Source organism: Flavobacteriales bacterium (assembly GCA_030584065.1).
GTDB lineage: Bacteria > Bacteroidota > Bacteroidia > Flavobacteriales_F > PHOS-HE28 > PHOS-HE28.
In genome coordinates this window covers 1,191,120-1,211,295 of sequence record CP129489.1, presented here as the reverse complement: position 1 = coordinate 1,211,295, position 20,176 = coordinate 1,191,120, and the positions used below count along the sequence as shown (strand labels likewise).

General features: G+C 66.5%; 15 protein-coding genes. 7 read left to right on the top strand and 8 right to left on the bottom strand.

The genetic code is table 11. The features are described from left to right. Positions 1-110: 110 nt before the first annotated feature. The 4 genes from QY325_05350 to QY325_05335 are packed head-to-tail and all read left to right on the top strand — an operon-like array spanning position 111 to position 5,194. Positions 111-1,913: a hypothetical protein gene (locus QY325_05350; GenBank protein ID WKZ67348.1), complete on the top strand. Its 1,803-nt coding sequence runs from the start codon at positions 111-113 to the stop codon at positions 1,911-1,913. Then, complete coding sequence (locus QY325_05345) at positions 1,910-2,983, top strand: glycosyltransferase (GenBank protein WKZ67347.1); 1,074 nt, start codon at positions 1,910-1,912, stop codon at positions 2,981-2,983. The genes QY325_05350 and QY325_05345 overlap by 4 nt, the downstream gene beginning before the upstream one ends. Continuing rightward, positions 2,980-4,017, top strand: a complete 1,038-nt coding sequence (locus QY325_05340) for a glycosyltransferase (GenBank protein WKZ67346.1) — start codon at positions 2,980-2,982, stop codon at positions 4,015-4,017. Before QY325_05345 ends, QY325_05340 begins: the two co-directional genes overlap by 4 nt. 4 nt (positions 4,018-4,021) lie before the next feature. Beyond that, on the top strand, positions 4,022-5,194 hold the full coding sequence (locus tag QY325_05335; GenBank protein WKZ67345.1) for a glycosyltransferase family 4 protein: 1,173 nt from the start codon (positions 4,022-4,024) through the stop codon (positions 5,192-5,194). On the opposite strand, the gene QY325_05330 is transcribed toward QY325_05335, so the two are convergent. From QY325_05330 to QY325_05295, 8 genes are read right to left on the bottom strand one after another with little or no spacing between them, the layout of a single operon-like run. Next, positions 5,155-7,149 (bottom strand): glycosyltransferase, encoded by a 1,995-nt coding sequence (locus QY325_05330; GenBank protein WKZ67344.1) that lies wholly within the window; start codon positions 7,147-7,149, stop codon positions 5,155-5,157. The genes QY325_05335 and QY325_05330 overlap by 40 nt on opposite strands. Then, the gene (locus QY325_05325; GenBank protein ID WKZ67343.1) at positions 7,146-8,333 is read right to left on the bottom strand and encodes a glycosyltransferase family 4 protein; all 1,188 of its coding nucleotides are present in this window, start codon (positions 8,331-8,333) and stop codon (positions 7,146-7,148) included. The genes QY325_05330 and QY325_05325 overlap by 4 nt, the downstream gene beginning before the upstream one ends. Then, positions 8,318-9,211, bottom strand: coding sequence for an alpha-1,2-fucosyltransferase (locus tag QY325_05320; GenBank protein ID WKZ67342.1), 894 nt, complete (start codon positions 9,209-9,211; stop codon positions 8,318-8,320). The genes QY325_05325 and QY325_05320 overlap by 16 nt, the downstream gene beginning before the upstream one ends. 2 nt (positions 9,212-9,213) lie before the next feature. Beyond that, positions 9,214-10,014, bottom strand: coding sequence for a glycosyltransferase (locus tag QY325_05315; protein WKZ67341.1), 801 nt, complete (start codon positions 10,012-10,014; stop codon positions 9,214-9,216). Next, positions 10,014-10,664: a hypothetical protein gene (locus QY325_05310; protein ID WKZ67340.1), complete on the bottom strand. Its 651-nt coding sequence runs from the start codon at positions 10,662-10,664 to the stop codon at positions 10,014-10,016. Before QY325_05310 ends, QY325_05315 begins: the two co-directional genes overlap by 1 nt. Then, on the bottom strand, positions 10,661-11,356 hold the full coding sequence (locus tag QY325_05305) for a methyltransferase domain-containing protein (protein WKZ67339.1): 696 nt from the start codon (positions 11,354-11,356) through the stop codon (positions 10,661-10,663). Before QY325_05305 ends, QY325_05310 begins: the two co-directional genes overlap by 4 nt. Further along, positions 11,356-12,594 (bottom strand): polysaccharide ABC transporter ATP-binding protein, encoded by a 1,239-nt coding sequence (locus QY325_05300; protein ID WKZ67338.1) that lies wholly within the window; start codon positions 12,592-12,594, stop codon positions 11,356-11,358. The genes QY325_05305 and QY325_05300 overlap by 1 nt, the downstream gene beginning before the upstream one ends. A gap of 3 nt (positions 12,595-12,597) precedes the next feature. Next, complete coding sequence (locus tag QY325_05295; GenBank protein WKZ67337.1) at positions 12,598-13,440, bottom strand: ABC transporter permease; 843 nt, start codon at positions 13,438-13,440, stop codon at positions 12,598-12,600. A gap of 100 nt (positions 13,441-13,540) precedes the next feature. Between QY325_05295 and QY325_05290 the strand changes: the two genes are divergently transcribed. The 3 genes from QY325_05290 to QY325_05280 are packed head-to-tail and all read left to right on the top strand — an operon-like array spanning position 13,541 to position 20,174. Further along, positions 13,541-14,812 (top strand): O-antigen ligase family protein, encoded by a 1,272-nt coding sequence (locus QY325_05290; GenBank protein WKZ67336.1) that lies wholly within the window; start codon positions 13,541-13,543, stop codon positions 14,810-14,812. 29 nt (positions 14,813-14,841) lie between these two features. Beyond that, entirely contained in the window at positions 14,842-15,696 is an 855-nt protein-coding gene (gene prmA, locus QY325_05285) for a 50S ribosomal protein L11 methyltransferase (GenBank protein ID WKZ67335.1), read from the top strand. Beyond that, a complete protein-coding gene (locus QY325_05280) occupies positions 15,693-20,174 on the top strand; it encodes a hypothetical protein (protein ID WKZ67334.1) in 4,482 nt (1,493 codons plus the stop codon). Before prmA ends, QY325_05280 begins: the two co-directional genes overlap by 4 nt. Positions 20,175-20,176: the final 2 nt, after the last annotated feature.

Sequence of the window (20,176 nt, the reverse complement as noted above, 5' to 3'; positions counted from 1 at the left end):
TTCGCCGCCCAAGTTAGCCGCCGGTCGGCGCGCGGCATCTGCGGCCTTGGATGAGCGGCTGGCGGGCTGTGCGAGCGGCGGCTGGCCCGGGGCGGGTATTTTCGCGCACCATGGCCCGGCCTCAACCGCGCAAGCTCCTGTCCGGGTTCGGAAGCGACGGCATCCTAACCTACATCACCGAGGGGCTGGCCCTTCTGGGCATGGTGCTGGCTTTCCGCTTGGCCGCCCAGGCCGGCAAGAACGAGCTGGACCTCTACGTCATCGCGCGGCGCACGGTGGCCTTCCTATTCCCGGTGGTGCTGATGGGCGCTATGGTCGGCCTCACGCGCTTCGTTTCCATGAGCCCATCGCCCGAAGCCGCCCGCCGCTACCTGCGCGGCGCCCTCTCCATGGTGCTCCCCTTGGGTGTGGTGGTGTCCGCCCTCGGCTTCCTCTTCGACGAGCCGCTGGCCTGGGCACTTTTCGACGATCTGGCGATGGCCCCCTTGGTGCCGCCCATCGGCATCATGACCGTGGGCGTGGCATTCCATGGCGTAGCCTACGGGTACCTCCGTGGCCGCGGCGCCATCGTGCTGGCCAATGCCCTGCAGTTGACGGTGCTCGCCATCGGCCCCTGCCTGGCCTTCGTCCTGTGCAAGGGCATGGCCGCGGTGCTCTGGTTCACGGCGCTCGTTTGGGTGGGCGCTGCGCTGCTCTCCGTCCTGCCCGATCTGGTCCGCCCGTACGGCGGTGCCATCGGGCGCGAGCGCGGGGAGCTTTTGCGCTATGGCCTTCCGCGTGTGCCCGGCGATGTGGCGCTCGGTGCGTTGCTCACCGTTCCAGGGTACGTGGCCCTGCGCACCCATGGGCTCGACATCAGCGGCGAGGTCGGCTTCGGCGCCACGCTGCTCAACATCGCGGCAGCGGCCTTCTCGCCGGTGGCGCTGCTGCTGCTGCCAGCGGCGGCCTCCCAGCTCGCCAAGGGCGACCATGCCGCGCTCGCGGAGCGCGTGGCCCGCATGTCGAAGCTCGTCCTTGCGGCGTCCATCCTGCTCACCTTGGGCTTCGAGCTGCTTGCCACCCCGGTGCTGCGCATCTACCTGGGGCCCACGGGCGAGCAGTACGTGCCCATGGCCCGCCTCATCTTCATGGCAGCGCTGCCGTTCGCCTATTTCAATGGCATGCGCAGCCTGCTCGACGCCTATTTCCGCACCCCGCGCAACGGCATCAACCTCACGAAATCGTTCCTGATCCTGCTGGCCGGCAGCGCCTTGCACTTGCTGGTGCCCACACCGTGGTACACCATGGCCATCGTGCTGCTGCTGGCGCTCAGCTACCTGGGCCTGGCCACCTGGAGCGATGCGCGGTTCGTGCGCACCGAACTGCAGCGCCTGGCCGCGCAGGGCCGCCATGCGCTCCGCGTGATCGCGGTGATTCCCGAGGCCGAGAGCGGTGCCGTCTATGCCGAGGTGCGTCGCGAGGTGGCCGCGATGGAGCGGCACGGCGCACATGTCACCCTCTTCCACTTGGAGAGCCGCACCTCACCGGTGCGTCTCTGGCTCGCCCGCCAGCGCTTGAAGCGGATGATACTGCGCGTGCGCCCTGATGTGGTTCATGTGCAATACGGCTCGGTGGCCGGGCTCTTCACGGTGCTCAGCAGTGCTCTGCCCGTGGTGGTCACCTTCATGGGTGATGATGTGAACCGCCGCGATGTTCCCGGCGTGGCCCGCCCTGTGCTGGGCAAGTGGTTCTCCCAGCTTGCCGCCTTCTTCGCCGCCGGCATCATCTGCCGGAATGAGGCGGTGCGCGATGGCCTTTGGTGGCGAACTTCCGAGGCCGTGGTGCTCAAGGGCGAGGTAGGGTCGGACGCAGCGGTGAAGGGGACCCTTGCGCACCTGCGAGCGGTGGCCATGCACAAATCAGGAGAGCCATGAGGGTGCTGCTGGTCGGCGCTGCCAGTTCCGTGCACCTGCTGCGCTGGGCCGAGGCGCTGGCCGGGCGGGGCCATGAGGTGCATGTGGCCACCCAGCATGCGCCCTTGGCCGGTTATGGCGCGGGGGTGGTAGTGCATCGGCTTCCCCATCTCGGCGGCGCAGGTTACCTGCTGAATCGCTGCGCTCTTCGGCGCCTGGTGGACCGCATCGGGCCTGACGTGGTGAATGCCCATTACGCATCGGGGTACGGAACGCTGGCTGTGAGGCCCGCAGGAGCCCCGCTGGTGCTGAACGTCTGGGGAAGCGATGTGTATGAATTCCCCGATGCCACACCGCTGCACCGCTGGCTGCTGCGCAGGAACCTGCGCCGCGCTGATGCCGTGGTAAGCACCAGCGAAGTGATGGCGCGGCGCACCGCCCTGGTCTGCCCGGGGCTCTCACCGATCACCGTGGTGCCCTTCGGCGTGGATACGCAGCGGTTCTCCGCTCGGCCCGTGTCGAAGGACGCTCTGGTGGTCGGGACGGTGAAGGCACTGGCGCCGAAGTATGGCATCGATATCCTGCTGCGCGCCTTCGCAGGGCTCAGCGCAGGAAGGACGGAGGCGGTGCGCCTGCGCATCGTGGGGGACGGCCCCCAACGGTCGGAGCTCGAGCAGCTGGCCGATGACCTTGGCATCAAGGCCCGCGTCGACTTCGTAGGCGCCGTTCCCCACCACCAGGTACCCCAAGAACTGAACCGGCTGGACGTATACGTGGCCCTTTCGAGGACGCACAGCGAGAGCTTCGGCGTGGCGGTGATCGAGGCCAGCGCGTGCGGGCTGCCCGTGGTGGTGAGCGAGGCCGGCGGATTACCGGAGGTGGTGGAGCGCGATTGCTCGGGCTTCATCGTGCCGATGGAGGATTCGCGAGCTGCGGCCGAGCGGATCGCGGAGCTGCTCGCCGATGACGCACTGCGGGCCCGCATGGGCGCTGCCGGCCGCGAACGCGTGGTGAAGCGCTACAGCTGGGACGACTGCGTGGACCGGCTCCTTGAAGTGTACGGGAATGCCCTCAGGGAGATGAAGCGATGAGCCCGGGAACGAACGAAGCCCTGAGCCGCGTCCGCGTGGTGATCCCGTGCCGCAACGAGGCCGGGTACATTGGTCGATGCCTGCGGTCCCTCGCAGAGGCGGACCGCCATGGCATGCACCTGGAGGTCTGGGTCTGCGATGGTATGAGCGACGACGGCACGCGCGAGGAGGTGCGTGCGATGGCGGCTGTGCACCCCTGGGTGAAGCTCATTGACAACCCGGCGCGCACCACGCCTCAAGCCATGAACATCGGTCTGCGACCCGCCGGCTACGACATCGGCATCATCCTCGGCGCCCATGCGGAGGTGGATGCCGGCTTCCTGGAGGCTAACCTCAGGGCCCTGCGAGACCATCCGGAGGCAGGCTGCGTAGGAGGCGTGATCGAGAACGTTTACACAGATGCCTGGAGCCGGCGGATCGGCGCGGCCATGGGGCATCCCTTCGGCGTAGGCGGGGCGCATTTCCGCACCGGCCTGCGGCAAGGCGAGGTGGATACAGTGGCCTTCGGGGCCTACCGCCGCGCGGTCTTCGAGCAGGTCGGCTATTTCGACGAGCGGCTCGTGCGCAACCAGGACGATGAGTTCAACTTCCGCGTGAAGCGCGGCGGCTGGGCCATCCGGCTGCACGCTTCCATCCGCAGCCGCTACTATGTGCGCGCCGGCCTGCGCAAGCTGTACCGCCAGTATTGGCAGTACGGCTACTGGAAGGTGTACGTGAACCGGCTGCACGGCACGGTGACCACGCTGCGGCAATTGGTGCCCGCTGCCTTCGTGCTCTTCCTGCTGCTCGGAGCGGCGGTGGCCTGGCTGCATCCCGTGCTGGCAGTGGGCTATGCCGCGGGCATCGCGCTCTACCTCCTTGCGGCGGGCATCAGCGCCCTGCGCGCGTCCTCCTCGCCCGGCGACGCACCGGGCGTGGCCGCGGCCTTCGGGGTCCTGCACCTCGCCTACGGATTCGGCTACCTGCGCGGCATCATCGATTTCCTGATCTTCGGCCGTGAGCCGAAGGCCGCGTCAACCGCCCTTTCGCGCTGAATCGATGCCCGGTGCCAAGCTGCCCATTACCATCGGCTACCTCACCATCGAGGATGCACGCGACCGCCGCAGCTGGTCGGGTACGCACCACTTCCTGCTGAAGGAGCTGGAGCGGCACGTGGAGCGCGTGGAGCTGATCGGTCCCCTCCGGGAGACGGTCGCGGTGAAGGCCACGCGTGCGCTGAATCAGGTCTTCCTCCGCGTTCCAGGCAAGCGCTTCAACTGGCGCGCCTCGCCATGGGTGGCCCGCAGCTACGCACGCCTCATCGAGCAGCGGCTGCGGGCGAAGCCGGTTGACCTGATCATCGCCCCGGCTGGCCTGGCCACCACCGCATTCCTGCGCGCCGATGCGCCCATCATCTACATCAACGACCGCTGCATCGCCGGGGCACTAGGCTATCACGATGTGCTTCAGAATCTCTTCGATTGGTCTCGCGAGCAGAGCCTGAACATCGAGCGCGCGGCACTGGGCAACGCCGCGCTGTGCGTGTTCAGCAGCGACTGGGCCGCCGATGCCGCAAGGAAGGCGGTGCCGGAGGCGGCGCCCAGGATCCGCATGATCCCGTTCGGCGCCAACCTGCCCGAGGCCCCCCCTTCACCGGGCACCGGCACCTGGCCCCGCGGTCCGGTGAAGCTGCTCTTCCTCGGGGTGAATTGGGAGGAGAAGGGCGGCCCCATCGCATATGCTGCGCTGCTGGCACTGAAGAGGGCGGGCGTGCAGGCGCAGCTGGTGGTCTGCGGGTGCCAGCCTCCGCCTGTGTGCGATGATCCCGGATTGATCCGCGAGGGCTTCCTCGACAAGAACAAGCCGTCTGAGCTCGCTCGGCTGCAAGAGCACCTGCGCACGGCCGATTTCCTCCTGCTCCCCACGCGCTTCGAGGCCTACGGCATCGTGTTCTGCGAGGCTGCGGCCCACGGGTTGCCGGTGCTGGCCACACGGACCGGCGGTATCCCCACCATCGTGCAGGAGGGCGTCACCGGGCTCCTCTTCGATCTCGACCGGCCTGGGGAGGATTATGCGGAGGCCGTTCTACGGTTGATGGCACACCCCGATATGCTCAAGGGTATGCGTGAGGCGGCGCGCAAGCGGTACGCTGACATGCTCAATTGGACCGCATTCGTGGGCACGATGCTCCATCACGCGTTGCCCTTGGTGCAGCCGAAGAGTTCCCGGTAGGCAGCTTGGAAGGGGGCGCCGTCGTACTCGAGCCGCGCTTTGGTGAACGCGGCCTGGCGCATGGCCCAGAGCCTGTCCCGGTCGAGTTCGAGCGCTTTCAATCCTGCCACCAGATCCTGCTCGGTGGTCGCAGCCTCAGCCGAGCCCGCGATGATGGCGCATTGCCCGTCGAGCCGGATCGGGATATCACCGACCGGTGCGGCTGCGACGGCCAACCCATGCGCCATGGCTTCCTGCACCACGAGCGGGAATCCTTCGCGCGAGGAGGTGACCACGATGATATCATGGGCGGCGTAGAGATCGGCCAGTCGAGCCGGATCCGTGACCTCTCCCTCGAAGGCGATGGGCGCCGCGCATTCCCGCGCCCTTATGCCGACCGCCGTGGCCATGAACCGGCCCTTGGCTTCGGCGTGCAGGCGTTCAATGATGCGCTGGAAGAGCTCCGGCCTTTTCTCCGGGCTGTCACGGCCCACGAAGAGCAGCCGGACGGGCCACGTGTGCTGCAGGGGCGGTGCAAAGCGGTGCACGCGGTTGGTGATGAGCTGCAGCTTGCCGAACTGCGCGGAGGTCATATGGTGCGCAAGCAGGAAGCTGCGGTACTGCGACCGGGCGTGCTCGGCGATGAACACGTAGCGATGCACGCGCGGGAAGTGGCGCAGCCAGGCCCGATGCTGTGCATTCCCCTTGGGCTGGTAGAGGAAGGCGTGCTGCAGGTAGGCCGTGCGCACATGAGGCGAGAGCTCCGGCAGCAGTTCGAAGAACTGTGCACAGTTGCTGGCGAAGAGATGCGCATCGGTGCGCGAATCCAGGGCGCGGGCGATCCACCGGCGCGCGGCCGTGCGGGTGCAAGGGTGGTTGACCAGCCGCGGCACCTCGATGACAGGGGCGCTCGCCGCGAATCGCGGAAGGAAGCTCCGGTCGCGCGAGAAGCCGGTGATGAGGCAGAGCGGGCGCTGGTCCGCTATCGTGCCCAGGATGTCGGCATGCACCTGCTCGGCACCGCCCGTATGGAGGTAGGGGAAGAGGAGGAGGTGGCGTCCCTGCCAATCACTGAGCGCCTTCTTGATGGCTGCACGCTCGCGCAGCAGCTTCCAAGGAGAGTAGGTCAGCATCCGGTATGCGTCGCGCGCCAAGGGGCGAATCGTGCGGTGGATCAGGTACCGGCCCAGGGTCCGGACCTGGGCGGCCGCCACGGCTGCATGCACGCGGCCGAACCGGCCCCGGCTCAGTTCCCCGGTCAGGAAGCGCTGGCGGACGGTCATCAGCCGGATCTCCAGCGGGACCTCCCGCTTGCTCTCCGCCATCACGCTCGATGCATGCACACGGTACTGCACCAGCTGCTCCGGCAGCTTGGCGATCCGCGCACCGCGGGCCATCAGCCGAAGCCAAAGGTCCCAATCCTCGGCGCCGCGCTGGCGGTCTTCGTAGCGGAGTCCTCCAAGGGCATCCCGCCGAAGCATCACCGTGGGGTGGGCGATGCAGTTGGTGCGTGGGAGCAGGTCCGCGATATCGGCCTCGGTCACGGCTCTCTGATCCGTATCCCAGGTGCCGCAGGGTTCGCCATCGGCATTGATAAGGCCGACGCATGTGGCCAGCACAGCGACCTCCGGATGCCCATCCATCCAAGCCGCCTGCCGCTCCAAGCGCTCCGGGTGCATGAGGTCATCGGCGTCCATCCGGGCGATGTAGCGGCCGCGGGCCTCCGCCAGGCCCTCGTTCAGCGATGCCACGAGGCCTTGATTGGCGGCATGGCGGATGATGCGGAAGCGCGGGCCGGCGTGCGCCTGGAGGATGGCAGCGCTCCCATCCGTCGATCCGTCGTCGATGGCGATGACCTCATGGTCAGCGAGCGTCTGCGCGCTGATGCTGTCAATCGTCCGCTGGAGGTATGCGCTCGCGTTGTGCACGGGCAGGAGCACGGTCACCAGCGGTGGTCGGTCTGCAGCCTGGGTCATGGTTGCCGAAGCACGAGCCGTTGATACTCCTCCAGGTAGCGGTGGGCGATGCGCTCCCAGGTGAATCGCTCCCGCCAGGCTCGTCGCCCCGCTTCGCCAGTGCGCTGCAGCAGGCTGCGATCGGCTAGCAGCACGGAGAGCCGCCGTGCGCCCGCAGCGATGTTCGTGCGCACCAGGCCTTTCTCATCGCGCCTTCCCGGCATTATCCAGCCGCCATCGGACCAGCGCGCGATCTCCGCGGCGTTGCCCGCATCGGACGCAAGGAAGGGCACGCCCGCTGCCATCGCCTCGAACAGCACGATGGGTGAGCATTCCAGGTTGCTGGGGAACAGGAACAGGTCTGATTGCCGCAGGGCCGCGACCGTGCTCCGCCGGTCCCACTCGTAGAAGGCGATCCGCTTGCGGCGCAGGCGTGCGCGCAGCCGGAGCCCTAGGAAGCGCGGGTGCGTGCGGTAGGCATGCTCCAAGGCATGTACGCCATTGCCGATGAGGAGCAGTGTCGCATCTGCCGTTTCTGCGCGGATGAAGAGTTCCAGCGCCTCCTTGTGCCCCTTGATCCCCGTGAAGGATCCCACATGCAGCACGAGCTGCCCGTTTTCCGGCAAGTTCAATCCGCCTCTGATGTCGCCTGTGACCGCGCCGCTGAATTCCTCCTCCGACGCTCCGTTGGGGATGAGCACCGTATTCGTCAATCCCAGCCTGGCGGCGAATGCCGCATCCTGGTAACCTTCGCTATGGAAGACGTTCAGGTCCATGGCGGCAAGCCATGCCGGCATGCTGCGGTAGTAGGCGGCCCACCGCGGGTCGCGCAATGCCGAGAAGCCTGTCGGCACGAAGACCTTCCTCGCACCGATCTCCGCCAGGTGGGGTAGCGCCGCATCCGTGGCCCATTGCTGCGCGGCGAAGAATGTGACCACGTCGAACCCGCCTTGGCGCAAGGCATCCACATAGGGTCCCGATCCGCCTTGGATGCCGTCCACCGCGTTGCCCTTGATGGCGAACGAGCGGACCTTGACGCCGTTCAGCATGCCTGAGGTGCGCTGGGGATGCGCGCTCGTGAGCACGGTGACCATGTGCCCTTGCCGCGCCATGCGTTCGCTGAGCTGCCGCACCACCTCGGCCATGCCACCGATGGATGGCGGATAGGCCTCCACGCAGTGGGCGATGCTCAACGGGCGGTCCATGCGGAAGGGATGATGGCCGAGGCCGGGGTATCGGTACCGGCGAACCAGCGTGCCGGCGCGATCACCTCTTTTTCGGGGCGCGGATCGAGCCATGCGCCCCACCAACTGAAGCTGCTGTTCGCGATGATGTGGTGGCGGCACTGCTTCATGAGCCAAAGGTCCCAGTGGGCAGCCCGTCCGGTATTGTGCGCAATGTGCTCGGAGGGCCGTGGGAAGGAGAGGTTTGACTGCACCCAGTCCGGATCATCGCTGAATACGAAGAACCGGTCCACGCCGTGCCGCTCGGCAAGCTCCCGGGCTGCTCCATGGAAGTAAGCCGGCGGGCAGACGCCATGGTAGCGGGCTGTGTCGGCATTCGTCGCATAATCGCCGCGGCGCACGTGCACGCTGGCGCTCACACTGGCCTGCATGGCCCCCGCCAGGGCGCGATTGCGGGCATCGGGTGCTTCGCGGGGTACGAAGAGCGCAGAGCGCAGTTCCTCCGCTACCGCTATGAAATGGCCTTCGTTCTGCCAGAAGCCTTCGAGGTAGACCGGTGCCTTGCAGCGCAGCACAGCCGCATCGAGGCCCGGGTGCCGCTCCAGGATAACAGAGGGATAGAGGCTGGGCAGCAACCGGCGGAGCCGGCGATGGAGCGGCTGGTCGATGGGGCGGCGCAGGATGGCCACTTGCCCGGGGTCGGCGAAAGCGATGGGCGCCGCGAACACGTCGAGCTCGAAGTCGCGTGGCGTCCAATCCATCCCGGCCGGCCTGCTGTCGAGAAAGGTGCGGTCGAGGAGCAAAGGCACGCCCAGCCGCTTCGCCGCAGCATGGCCGGTGGCGTACTGGAACATCTGGTTGCCCAGCCCACCCATCAGGCGCACGATCACAGCGCTCATGTTCACCGCAGGAATAACCAGTGATGAAGGGGACGGCCCGCGGAGCGTCGTGCGCCGCGCAGGTAGCGCGTTACGAGGCTGCGTTGCCCAGGGCCGAAGCGGCCTGCACGCCCCCAGCGCCAGAGGTCGGAGAGCACCCGGTCGCGCTGAACGGGGAGCGGAAGCGAGTCGCTGCGCACGCTGCCCTCCGGTGCATCCATGTAGGCCACCAGCGGCTCAGCGCAGTAGGCGAAGCGCGCAGCGAGGCTGAGCCGCAGCCAGAGCGCATAGTCCTCCAGGGCCCTCAGGTCAGGCGCCTCAGGGAAGCCGCCGCAACGCAGGACGTGGTCGCGTCGTGCGATCACCGAGCTGCAGATCACGCGATTCACGGGCAGCAGGTCGGCCAGGGCGAGAATGGCATCGCCATCCGTGAAGTAGGTGCCCCGGTCCTTGCCGTCCGGAGCCATGCGCTGCGCGTTGGTGCAGGAGGCTTGGGCGCCGGTTCGCCGCATCGCCTCGAATTGGCGCTTCAGCTTGCCGGGGAGCCAGCGGTCGTCATCGTCGAGGAAGGCCAGCCATTCGCCGGCAGCCGCGTTGATGCCCCTGTTGCGCGGCACGGCCGGACGTCCGGCACGAGGGCCATCGACCCACTTCACCCGCGCGTCGCCGATCGCTGCCGTTCGCGTGCGCGTGTCGTCCGTGCTGCCATCATCGCAGACGAGCACCTCCAGCACGGCATCGCCCTGCTCCAACGCGCTGCGTACCGCCCTTTCCAGCAGCGCGGCCCTGTTGAAGGTGGGGATGATGACGCTGACGGTCTCCATCAGCCGTTGGCCAAGGTGCGGCGGAGCTGCGTCCGGTAGGCTTCCATCCAGACCTCCAGGAGTTGGCGCTCGCTCGTGCTGTCATCCACGAGGTACTGGCTGAGGTGCGAGCGCCCGGCCGCCTCGAGGTCCGATCCGGACAGGTCGCGCTGCTTCCTGGCGATGACGATGAGGTTGTACGTGTCCTTGTAGCGCTCCTGCTTCACCTCGCCTGCCCCGAACCCGAATCGCTGGAGCATCTCCACGAGCGTGACGCGCGTGTAGCCCTCGAAGTGCACGGCCCAATGGGCCTCTTGCGAGCCGAAGATGTGGCGCAGCCCCACCATGCGCGCCTGGCCGCTGGAGAACCGCCCGAGCACGGCACGTGCCGTCCTCCCGAAGTCGGGCACCTCCACGTGCAGGATTCCGTCCCTCTTCAGCCATGAGTTCCAGGAGGCCAGCAGCGCCGCGGCCTTCGCTCGCTCGAAATGCTCGAAGACGTGGTGCAGCCGCACCTCGTCCACGCTGCCTGCGGGGTATCTCATCCCGGTGAGGTCGTGCAGCTCATCGGCCACGGAGGTCTGCTGGACGCTGTGCTCGCTCAGCGGATAATCGATGTTGATGTAGCCTTCGAAATAGCGTTGGCCGCAACCCAGGTGGAGTCGGATCATGACGGTGGCAGGATGCGCATGCGGATGGAAGCGGCCAGCTCGCGGAGCAGGCGACGCGGGCCCAGGGCATGCACGGGCGGTTCTGTTCTCATCGGCAGCAGGGCGCCGGCATGGCAGACGGAAGCCAGGTCGTGCACGCGCTGCACGGGGAATGGGGCCTCCCACTGAAAGCCTTCCATGAGCCAGGGCAGCAGCTCGTTCAACGTGCCGATGTAGCCCTTGGTGAGGGATTCCTGGAGCAGCGCCTGCACCGGCCTGAAGCTGTCGATGGCCGTTTCGCTCTTCTTCATGTAGCGCAGCACCCCGTCCGTATGCTTGACCAGGTTGAGGTGCACGTCGAAGTTGTACAGGTACTCATAGTAGCACAGCGGATACTCGAAGTAGCCCCGCCGAGCGACCCGGAAGCATTCCCCCACGAACGATTCGACATCGGGCACATGCTCCACCACGTGCGAGCAGATCACGTAGTCGAACGTCCCGTCGGCAAAGGGGAAGCGGCTACCATCGTAGTACACCACCTCCTTTTCCGTCACGAGCGGGCGATCGTGCCCGAACTGCCTTCCGTACGCTTCGGGATCCTCGAAAGCCATCTCCAGCAGCACATCCGAGCGGGGATGTGGGTCGGCGCCGGGGCCGACCTCGAGCACGCGATGGCCTTCGCGGATGCCGGTGATGCGATCTGGGAAGAACATCAGCTGATGCGTTGTATCGCCGTCTCCATCTGGTTCAGCAGGAGGCCGCTTCTGTTGTTCACGATGCGCGAGTCACCGGCCAGGTCGCTGACATCGCTGATGCTCAAGGTGGCCGGTCCCGGCAGATAGTGGAGGGTGCGCCCCTGCTCCGACAGGCCGATGATCAGCTTGTATTGGCCATCGGTGAGGTGGATGCCATCGCTGGTGAAGAGCGCCTCATAGCGGCCAGGCTCCAGGGCGCAGGCCTTGCTCCAGGTGGTGCGGATCGGCAGGTCAAGCAGCGTGCTCACGCCCAGGGCGATGACGAAGCCCTCCAAGGGCCGGTTCACCGTGAAGCGCACGCGCACGCGCCACGGAGCGCCGATGGGCACTTCCGGCGCAGGATGCCCGCTGCCGTCCTCGATGACCGCGCTCGTGGCATGGGCCGCCGGGCCATCCGGAGGGGCCGTGAAGTGGAACTCCGCCTCAGCGGCGGCGTTGCGCTGCAGGTAATGCCTGATCACCTCCTGCATGGGACCGTTCGCCGCCAGCCTGCCCTGGTGCAGCAGCAGGCCTTTGTTGCAGAGGCGCTGAACGGCATCCATCTGGTGGCTCACGAAGAGCACCGTGCGGCCTTCGCCGGCCACGCTCTCCATCTTGCCCAGGCATTTGCGCTGGAACGCGGCATCGCCCACGGCCAGCACCTCGTCCACGATGAGGATCTCGGGTTCGAGGTGGGCGGCCACGGCGAAGGCCAGGCGTACGTACATGCCGCTGCTGTAGCGCTTCACGGGCGTATCGAGGAAGCGCTCTACCTCGGCGAAGGCGACGATCTCATCGAACCTCGCCGCGATCTCCGCACGGCTCATGCCCAGGATGGCCCCGTTGAGGAAGATGTTCTCGCGCCCGGTGAGCTCCGGATGGAAGCCCGTGCCCACCTCCAGCAGGCTGGCCACCCTTCCATCGATGGTAACGCGTCCCTTGGTGGGCTCCGTGATCCGGCTGAGCACCTTCAGCAGGGTGCTCTTCCCTGCGCCATTTCGCCCGATGATCCCCACCCGGTCGCCGGCCTCCACGGTGAAGCTCACCTCATCCAGTGCCTTGAACTCCTCCATGGTGGCCCGCGGGCGGCGGCGGCTGAAGAGCCCCTTCGCCCGCTCCGCGATCACATCGCGCAGGGCGGTGTACCGCGGCCCCGCTTCGGTCCGCAGCCGGTAGTGCTTGCTGAGGCGCTCGACGGTGATGATCGGTGCGGCCATGGATCAGATGACGTCGGCGAAGCCCCGCTCGGTGCGCCGGAAGTAGCGGATGCCGGCCGCGAGCAGCAGCAGGCTGATGCCCACGCTGATCGCGAAGCCGGGCAGGTAGAGCTGGACGCTGCTCCCCAGCAGGCACCAGCGGAAACCGTCGATCACGCCCACCATGGGGTTCATCGCGTACAGCAGCTTCAGGGCCTCCGGGATGCGGGCGCTGCCGAATATGTCCGCGCTGGAGAAGGCCACCGGCGACACGTACAGGCCGAATTGCACGATGAAGGGTACGATGTAGCGGAAATCGCGGTAGCGCACATTGAGCGCGGCGATGAGCAGGCCGCTGCCCAGGGCCGTCACCAGCGCCAGCAGGAGGAACAGCGGAAGGGCCAGGATCTCGATGCCCGGAGCATGGCGATAGACCGCCATGAGCACGGCCAGGATGGCGAAGGAGATGAGGAAGTCGATCAGGCAGACGATGACCGTGCTCGCCGGTACGATGAGCCTCGGGAAGTACACCTTGGTGAGCAGATTGCTGTTGGCGATGAGGCTGTTGGCGCTCTCGCTGAAGGCCGTGCTGAAGAAGGTCCATGGGAGCGTGGCGGCCCCCACCAGCAGCAGGCGTGGCGTGTCACCCGGCACGCTGCTCTCGAACAGCCAGCCAAGGAAGGCCATCACCCCGAGCGTGAGCAGCGGCCGGATGATGCTCCAAAGCACCCCGATCGCCGTCTGCTTGTAGCGCACCAGGATGTCGCGCCAGGCTAGGAAGCCGAATAGCCCGCGGTAGGTCCACAGGTCCTGCCAATAACGGCGGTCGGACGAGCCAGGCTCGAGGACGATTCGGTGCTTGCTCATGGTTCCGCGGCAGCGGTGCCCGGCAAACATACCCATCGCACCAGCGGCGGGGAGGGTGCCCCGTGCGCGCCGTATCGGTCGGGATCCGTTCCTTCACGCGGTGAGCGCGACGGACCCGGCAATTGGCGAAGGCCGCCTGCCTTCCCGGATCGGCGGGCTGGGCCGATGGGCGTGGCTGGTCCTCTGTTTCGTGATGCCCATCAGCGGGAGGCTGGTGCCGGTGCCCTTGGTGGCTGCTGTCGCACTGCTACTGGCCCAGGGCCTGTGGTCCGGGCGAAGCATGCGGTGGAGCCTGCCGTGGCCGCTGGCCGCCTTCTACGCGCTGCACGTGCTTGGCATGGCGTGGACCGCCGACTGGCAGTTCGGGCTCTTCGACCTTCAGATCAAGCTGGGGCTGATCCTGCTGCCCCTCGCGGCTGGCGTGCTGGGCGCCGGCCGGCCCGGGGCCCTGCGCGAAAGCATGATTGCCTTTTCCGCCGGTCTGGCCGTTGCCATAGGGCTGAGCAGCTGGAAGGCAGCCGCATGCTACGCGGCATCGGGCAATGCCGCCTGCTTCACGCAGAGCGCCCTCTCCTTCGAGCTGCACCCGAGCTATGCGGCGTGGTATGCCAGCTGGGCCATCCTGTATTGGGGCCATGAGCTGATCGCGGGCCGGGTGCGGCAGCCCTGGCTCCGCTCAGCCGCACTGGCGCACCTGCCGATCCTCCTCGCCTTCGCCTTCATGCTCGGGAGCCGTAGCGGTGCCGTGGCGCTGGCGGCGGTGGCGCTCATCCTGTTGACCCAGGCGGTGCTCACGTTGCGGTCCGCCATGCGGTGGGCCATCCTCGGTGCTGCGGCGCTCGCCATGGGCGGTGGGCTGGTGATAGGAGGGGGGACGCTGGCGGAGCGGGCCTTCAGCGCGGTGGCCGCGGTTCGCTTGGCACGGTCGGGTGATGCCGCGATCTATGCCTCGGAGGGCGGAAGCGAGATGCGGATGGTGGCTTGGATCTGCAGCACGGAATGCCTGCAAGGCGCCCCTTTCGGCGCCGGCACGGGCGACATCAAGGAGGCCCTGGTCGCCTGCTATGCTTCGAAGAAAGCGGTTCCGGCCATGGAGCGGCGCCTCAACAGCCATTCCCAATTCCTGCAGGGGGGAGTGGCCCTCGGCTGGCCGGGCCTGCTGCTCGCTCTGCTGATACCTCTGGTGCCCTTGGCACAGGGCTTCCGGCGGCGGTCCTTGCTGCTGGCCGGCTTCGCACTCCTGCTGCTCACCGGGGCTGCGGTGGAATCCGTGCTGGAGGTGCAGGCCGGGGTGGCCCTGGTGGGTGCCTTCCTCGGCCTGCTCTCGCTGAAGGGGCATTCTGTCCCGTCGGAAGGCGGCGGTCGCGCCTGACCTTTGGCCCCGGACCGAATCGAACCGCCGTGCCATATACCCAGGTCACTTTCCTCATCGCCCCGGTGGCGCCTTGGCGCGACCTGCTCGCCGCGGAGCTCGCGGACATCGGATTCGACAGCTTCGAGGAGGGCTTCACGGACCCGATGGGAGGCAGCGGCGAACTGAAGGCCTACATCCGCAGCGACCGGTTCGATGAGCGGGCGCTCCGGGAGCTGCTCAGCCTGCGCGATCCGCACGCTTCCATTTCCTGGGGCGCCGAGGAGATCGCCGACCGCAATTGGAACGCCGAGTGGGAGAGCAGCTTCCAGGCGGTGGAAGTGGGCGACCGGGTCAGGATCCGCGCCGATTTCCACCCCAGCCGCCCCGGATTCGAGCACGAGCTGGTGATCACGCCTCGCATGGCCTTCGGCACCGGTCACCATGCCACCACGCGCATGATGGTGCAGGCCATGCTCGATCACGACCTGGCCGGCAGGGCGGTCTGCGACCTGGGGTGCGGAACCGGGGTGCTCGCCATCCTGGCCGAGCGCATGGGGGCCCAGCGCGTGCTGGCCATCGATAACGACCCGGGCGCCGTGGACAATGCGCGCCACAATGCCGTGCTCAATGGTTGTCATGCCATCACTGTGGAAAAGGGCGATGCGGAAAGCCTGCGCGGCCTGGCCTTCGACGCTATTTTGGCCAACATCGAACGCAACGTCCTGCTCGATGCCATGCCGGTGATGGCCGCCGCGCTCAATCCCGGTGGGGTGCTGTTCCTCAGCGGCTTCGTGCCCGGCGACCGGCACATGCTGGCGCAGCGCGCGAAGGCCTGCGGCTTGGATCTTGCCGAGCGCCTGCAGGAAGGCGATTGGGCGCTGCTCGGATGCCGCAAGCCATGACGCACACCCATCTGAACACGCTCTCTGCAGGCCATCGGTACCTGCGTTCCCTGCTGCCCGTGCTGGCCATGGTGCTCCTCCCGCGCACGGCGCAGGCCCAGCAGAAGCCATTCTCCTCCGATCAGGCCCTCTTCCTCCAGGAAGTCACGGCCTTCCTGACGGAGGCGGACAAGAAGGAGGCCCGCCCGTTCATCGAGCAGGTCTTCGCTCCCGCCTGGAACGGGGGGTACTACAGCGAGCGGCAGCGGGTGCGGGTGACGGAGGTGGCCAACTTCATGCTCAAGAAGCGCTTCGAGGCGTTCCCGGGGTTCCGCGACTACCTGTCCTGCGTGGCGGCCTTCCCCGCCACAGGCCGTCAGCCGGCGGAGTTCGATGCGTGGCTGCAAGGGATGGAGAAGCTCGTGCAGGGCGCGCGCAAGCAGAGTGTCCAGGCCTTCATCGCCACCTGCGCCGGTCTTTTCCGCGAAGGTGCCCTGGTGAGCAGCCCCAGCACCACCTGGCGCGCGCGGAGCAAGGTCTTCGCCTTCACCTTCGACAGCGTGCCCAAGATCTCCTTTCCGGGCACCGACCTGGTCTGCCTGGCCAAGGGCGATAGCGCCGTGATCCTCCAGACCAAGGGCACCTTCCTGCCCACCACCGAGACCTGGTTGGGCGACGGCGGACGGGTCACCTGGGAGCGCGCAGGGCTCAAGCCCACCGCCACCTTCGCGGAGTGGGCGCACCCCTATACCGTCCGGATGAAGAGTGCCGCCTTCGAGGTCGACTCCGTGCAGTTCAACGACCCCTACTTCGAGCGCACCCTGCTCGGCAAGCTCAGCGACAAGGTGCTGGCGAACGTGGATGAGGGCAGCGCCGCCTACCCGCGATTCGAGAGCTACGATCGCCGCATGAAGATCCGCGACATCGTTGAGGGCATCGACTTCGAGGGCGGTTTCAGCATGCAGGGCGCCAAGCTCCAGGGCTACGGCACCAAGGACGAGCCGGCCTACCTCACCTTCTACCGGGACAAGCGTCCTTTCATCGTCACCAGCGGCCTGCGCTACAGCATTGAGCCGGAGCGGATCACCAGCGATGAAGTGGCCGTGCGCGTGCGCCTCGACAAGGACTCCATCCACCACCAGAGCACCAGCCTGCGCTTCCTACGCGACAAGAAGCAGCTCTCCCTGATCAAGAAGGACGAAGGCCTGGGCAAGGCCCCCTTCTACAATACCTACCACCGGCTCGACATGTATTTCGAGGTGCTCACCTGGAAGCAAGGCGATCCCGTGCTGCAGATCGGCAACCTCAGTGGCACCACCCAGAACAAGGCCAGCTTCGAGAGCTTCGACTACTTCCGTGAGAAGCGCTACATGGGCATGCTGGGGATCGACAACGTGCATCCGCTCGTGCGCCTCAACGACTTCAGCAAGCAGAACGGGGGCCGCTTCTACGCACAGGAATTCGCCGTCTTCAGCCGCATGCAGAAGCAGAGCGTGGTGCCCCTGCTCATCGACATGGCCAACAAGGGCTACCTGCTGTACGACCCCGAGACGGAGTGGGTGGAGGTGCAGCCCCGGCTGCGCCAGCACATCCTCAACAGCGCGGGCAAGCAGGATTACGATGCCATCCAGTTCAACAGCTCGGTGGACGACGGGGTGAACGCCACGCTGAACCTGCTGAACAACGACCTCACCATGCAGGGGGTGAGCACCATCCTCATGAGCGACTCCCAGGATGTGCGGATCTATCCCTCGGGCAGAGCGATCACCATCAAGAAGAACCGCGACTTCACCTTCGGCGGAAGCATCAAGGCCGGACGGCTGCAGTACTACGGCAAGGAGTACTACTTCCACTACGACCCCTTCACCATCGACCTCATCAATGTGGACAGCGTCTCGTTCATGGCCACCAGCTTCGAGCCGAACGACCGGGGCGAGCACACCCTGGTGCGGGTGAAGAACGTGCTGGAGCAGGTGAGCGGCACCCTGGAGATCGATGCGCCCAGCAACAAGAGCGGGCGGCAGCAGGAGCGGTACCCCGAATTCCCCAAGTTCAACAGCGCCCGGGAGAGCTATGTGTACTACGACAAGCGCAGCATCCAGCGCGGAGCATACGGCCGCGACCGCTTCTACTACCGCAGCGACCCCTTCCAGATCGATTCGCTGGACAACTTCACCAATGCCGGCCTCACCTTCACCGGCACGCTGGTCAGCGCTGGCATCTTCCCGGATATCCGCGAGCCCATCCGCCTTCAGCCCGACTATGCACTCGGATTCGTGCGCGCCACCGGCGAGGCCGGCATGCCGCTCTACGGCCGCAAGGCCCAGTTCACCAGCACCATTGCGCTCAACGGCAGGGGGCTGCAGGGCAACGGCGACCTCGGGTACCTCACCACCCGCTTGAGCAGCAAGCAGCTCATCTTCACCCCTGACAGCACCCTTGGGCGAGCGGACACCTTGGAGAACGTCGCGGCCACCAAGCCCAGCATGGTGCCGCACGTCAGCGCAGGCGGCGTGTTCGTGCGCCTGGAGCCCGCCAAGGACCTGCTGCACGTGCAGAAGCTGAAGCGCCCCATGGTGCTGTACGACGACCAGGCCCTGCTCCACGGAAGCACCGACCTCACGCCAGCCGGTATGACCGGGGCAGGCCTCATCGATTTCCGAAATGCGACCCTCCGATCGGACCTGTTCCAGTTCCAGACCATGCAGTTGCATGCCGATACCTCCGACTTCCGCCTCACCGAGGGGGATACGGCCAGCATCGCCTTCAAGACCGACAACGTGAACGCCACGGTGAAGCTCGATGAGCGGGTCGGCGAGTTCGTGAGCAACGGCAGCGAGACCAAGGTGGAGTTCCCCGTGAACCAGTACATCTGCTACATGGACCGCTTCAAGTGGTACATGGACCAGGGCGACCTCGAACTGGAGAGCGACCGCACGGCAGCGGAAGGGGCGGAGGACCTGCAGCTCTCGGGCTCCAACTTCATCAGCATCCGTCCCGACCAGGACAGCCTCAGCTTCATGGCCCCGAAGGCGCGCTACGACCTGAAGAAGCATCTGATCACCGCCAACGATGTCCAGTACATCCAGGTGGCCGACGCGCTGATCACCCCGGACAGCATGCGCGTGCGCATCCGCAAGAACGCTGTCATGGATCCCCTCGAGCGCACCGTCATCACGGCCAACTTCGTCACCCGCTTCCACCGCATCTACGATGCCACGGCCACCATCAAGGCCAAGCGCAGCTACTCCGCCACCGGCACCATCGATTATGTGGACGAGAACAAGAAGGCCTTCCCCATCAAGCTCTTCAGCATCGGCGTCGACACGGCCTTCCAGACCCGCGCAGTGGGCCGGATCGCCGAGGAGCAGGACTTCCAGCTGAGCCCGGCCTTCGACTTCTTCGGCGATGTGCACCTCACCGCCAGCGTGAAGGAGCTGAGCTTCTCCGGGAGCACGCGCATCCAGCACGGCTGCGAGGGCCTTGCGCGCAACTGGATGCGCTTCACCGGCCCCATCGACCCGTTGGAGGTCTTCATCCCCGTGGGCGACACCCTCTTCGACGATCAGGGAGCGCGCATCGGCGCCGGTATCCACCTAACCGACGAGGATCCGTTCAGCACCTACGGCACCTTCCTCAGCCGCACCCGGAGCAAGGACGACCGCAACATCATCACTGCCAGCGGCCTGCTCTTCTTCGACAAGGGCCGCAAGGAGTATGTCATCTCCAACAAGGACAAGATCCGCCAGCGCGACCTGCCTGGCGCCCTGGTGAGCCTGGCTGTGGAGCCTTGCGTGGTGATGGCCGATGGTCCCATCGCCTTCGGGGTCGACCTCGGCCGCGTGAAGCTGTCGCAGGTCGGCGCCATGCGCTACGAGACCAGCGGCCAGAAGGCCTTCGGCAACGGCGTGCTCCTGGCCGACTTCCACTTCCTCGAGAACGCCTTGGAGCGCATGGCCGCAGAGATCACTGCTTATCCCGACCAGCAGGCCCTCGACATCGGCAAGACCTACTACGAGCGCATGATGCGCCAGGTACTCGGCCTGGAGCGCTCGGATAAGCTCATCAGCGAGCTCAGCATCAAAGGCGAGATCAAGAAGCTGCCGGATGAGCTGGTGAAGCCCATCGTCCTGGGCGACGTCAAGCTTCGCTGGGATGGCCCGGAACAGAGCTGGGTCAGCGATGGCCCCATCGGCATCGCCACCATCATGAAGAAGCCCGTCTACCGCATGGTGAAGGGGAAGGTCCACATCGAGCGCAAGCGGAGCGGCGACATCATGACCATCTTCCTCCAACTCGACGACCAGACCTACTACTTCTTCCAGTACGCGCGGAACTACCTTTACGCCTACAGCAGCGACCAGCAGTTCAACACCATGCTCTCCGAGGTGAAGGATGACAAGCGGAAGCTCGCCGGCGGCAAGGACGAGGCGGACTACCAGTACATCCTCACCAACAAGAAGAAGGTGGACGACTTCCGCGACCGCTTCGGGCTCTGAAC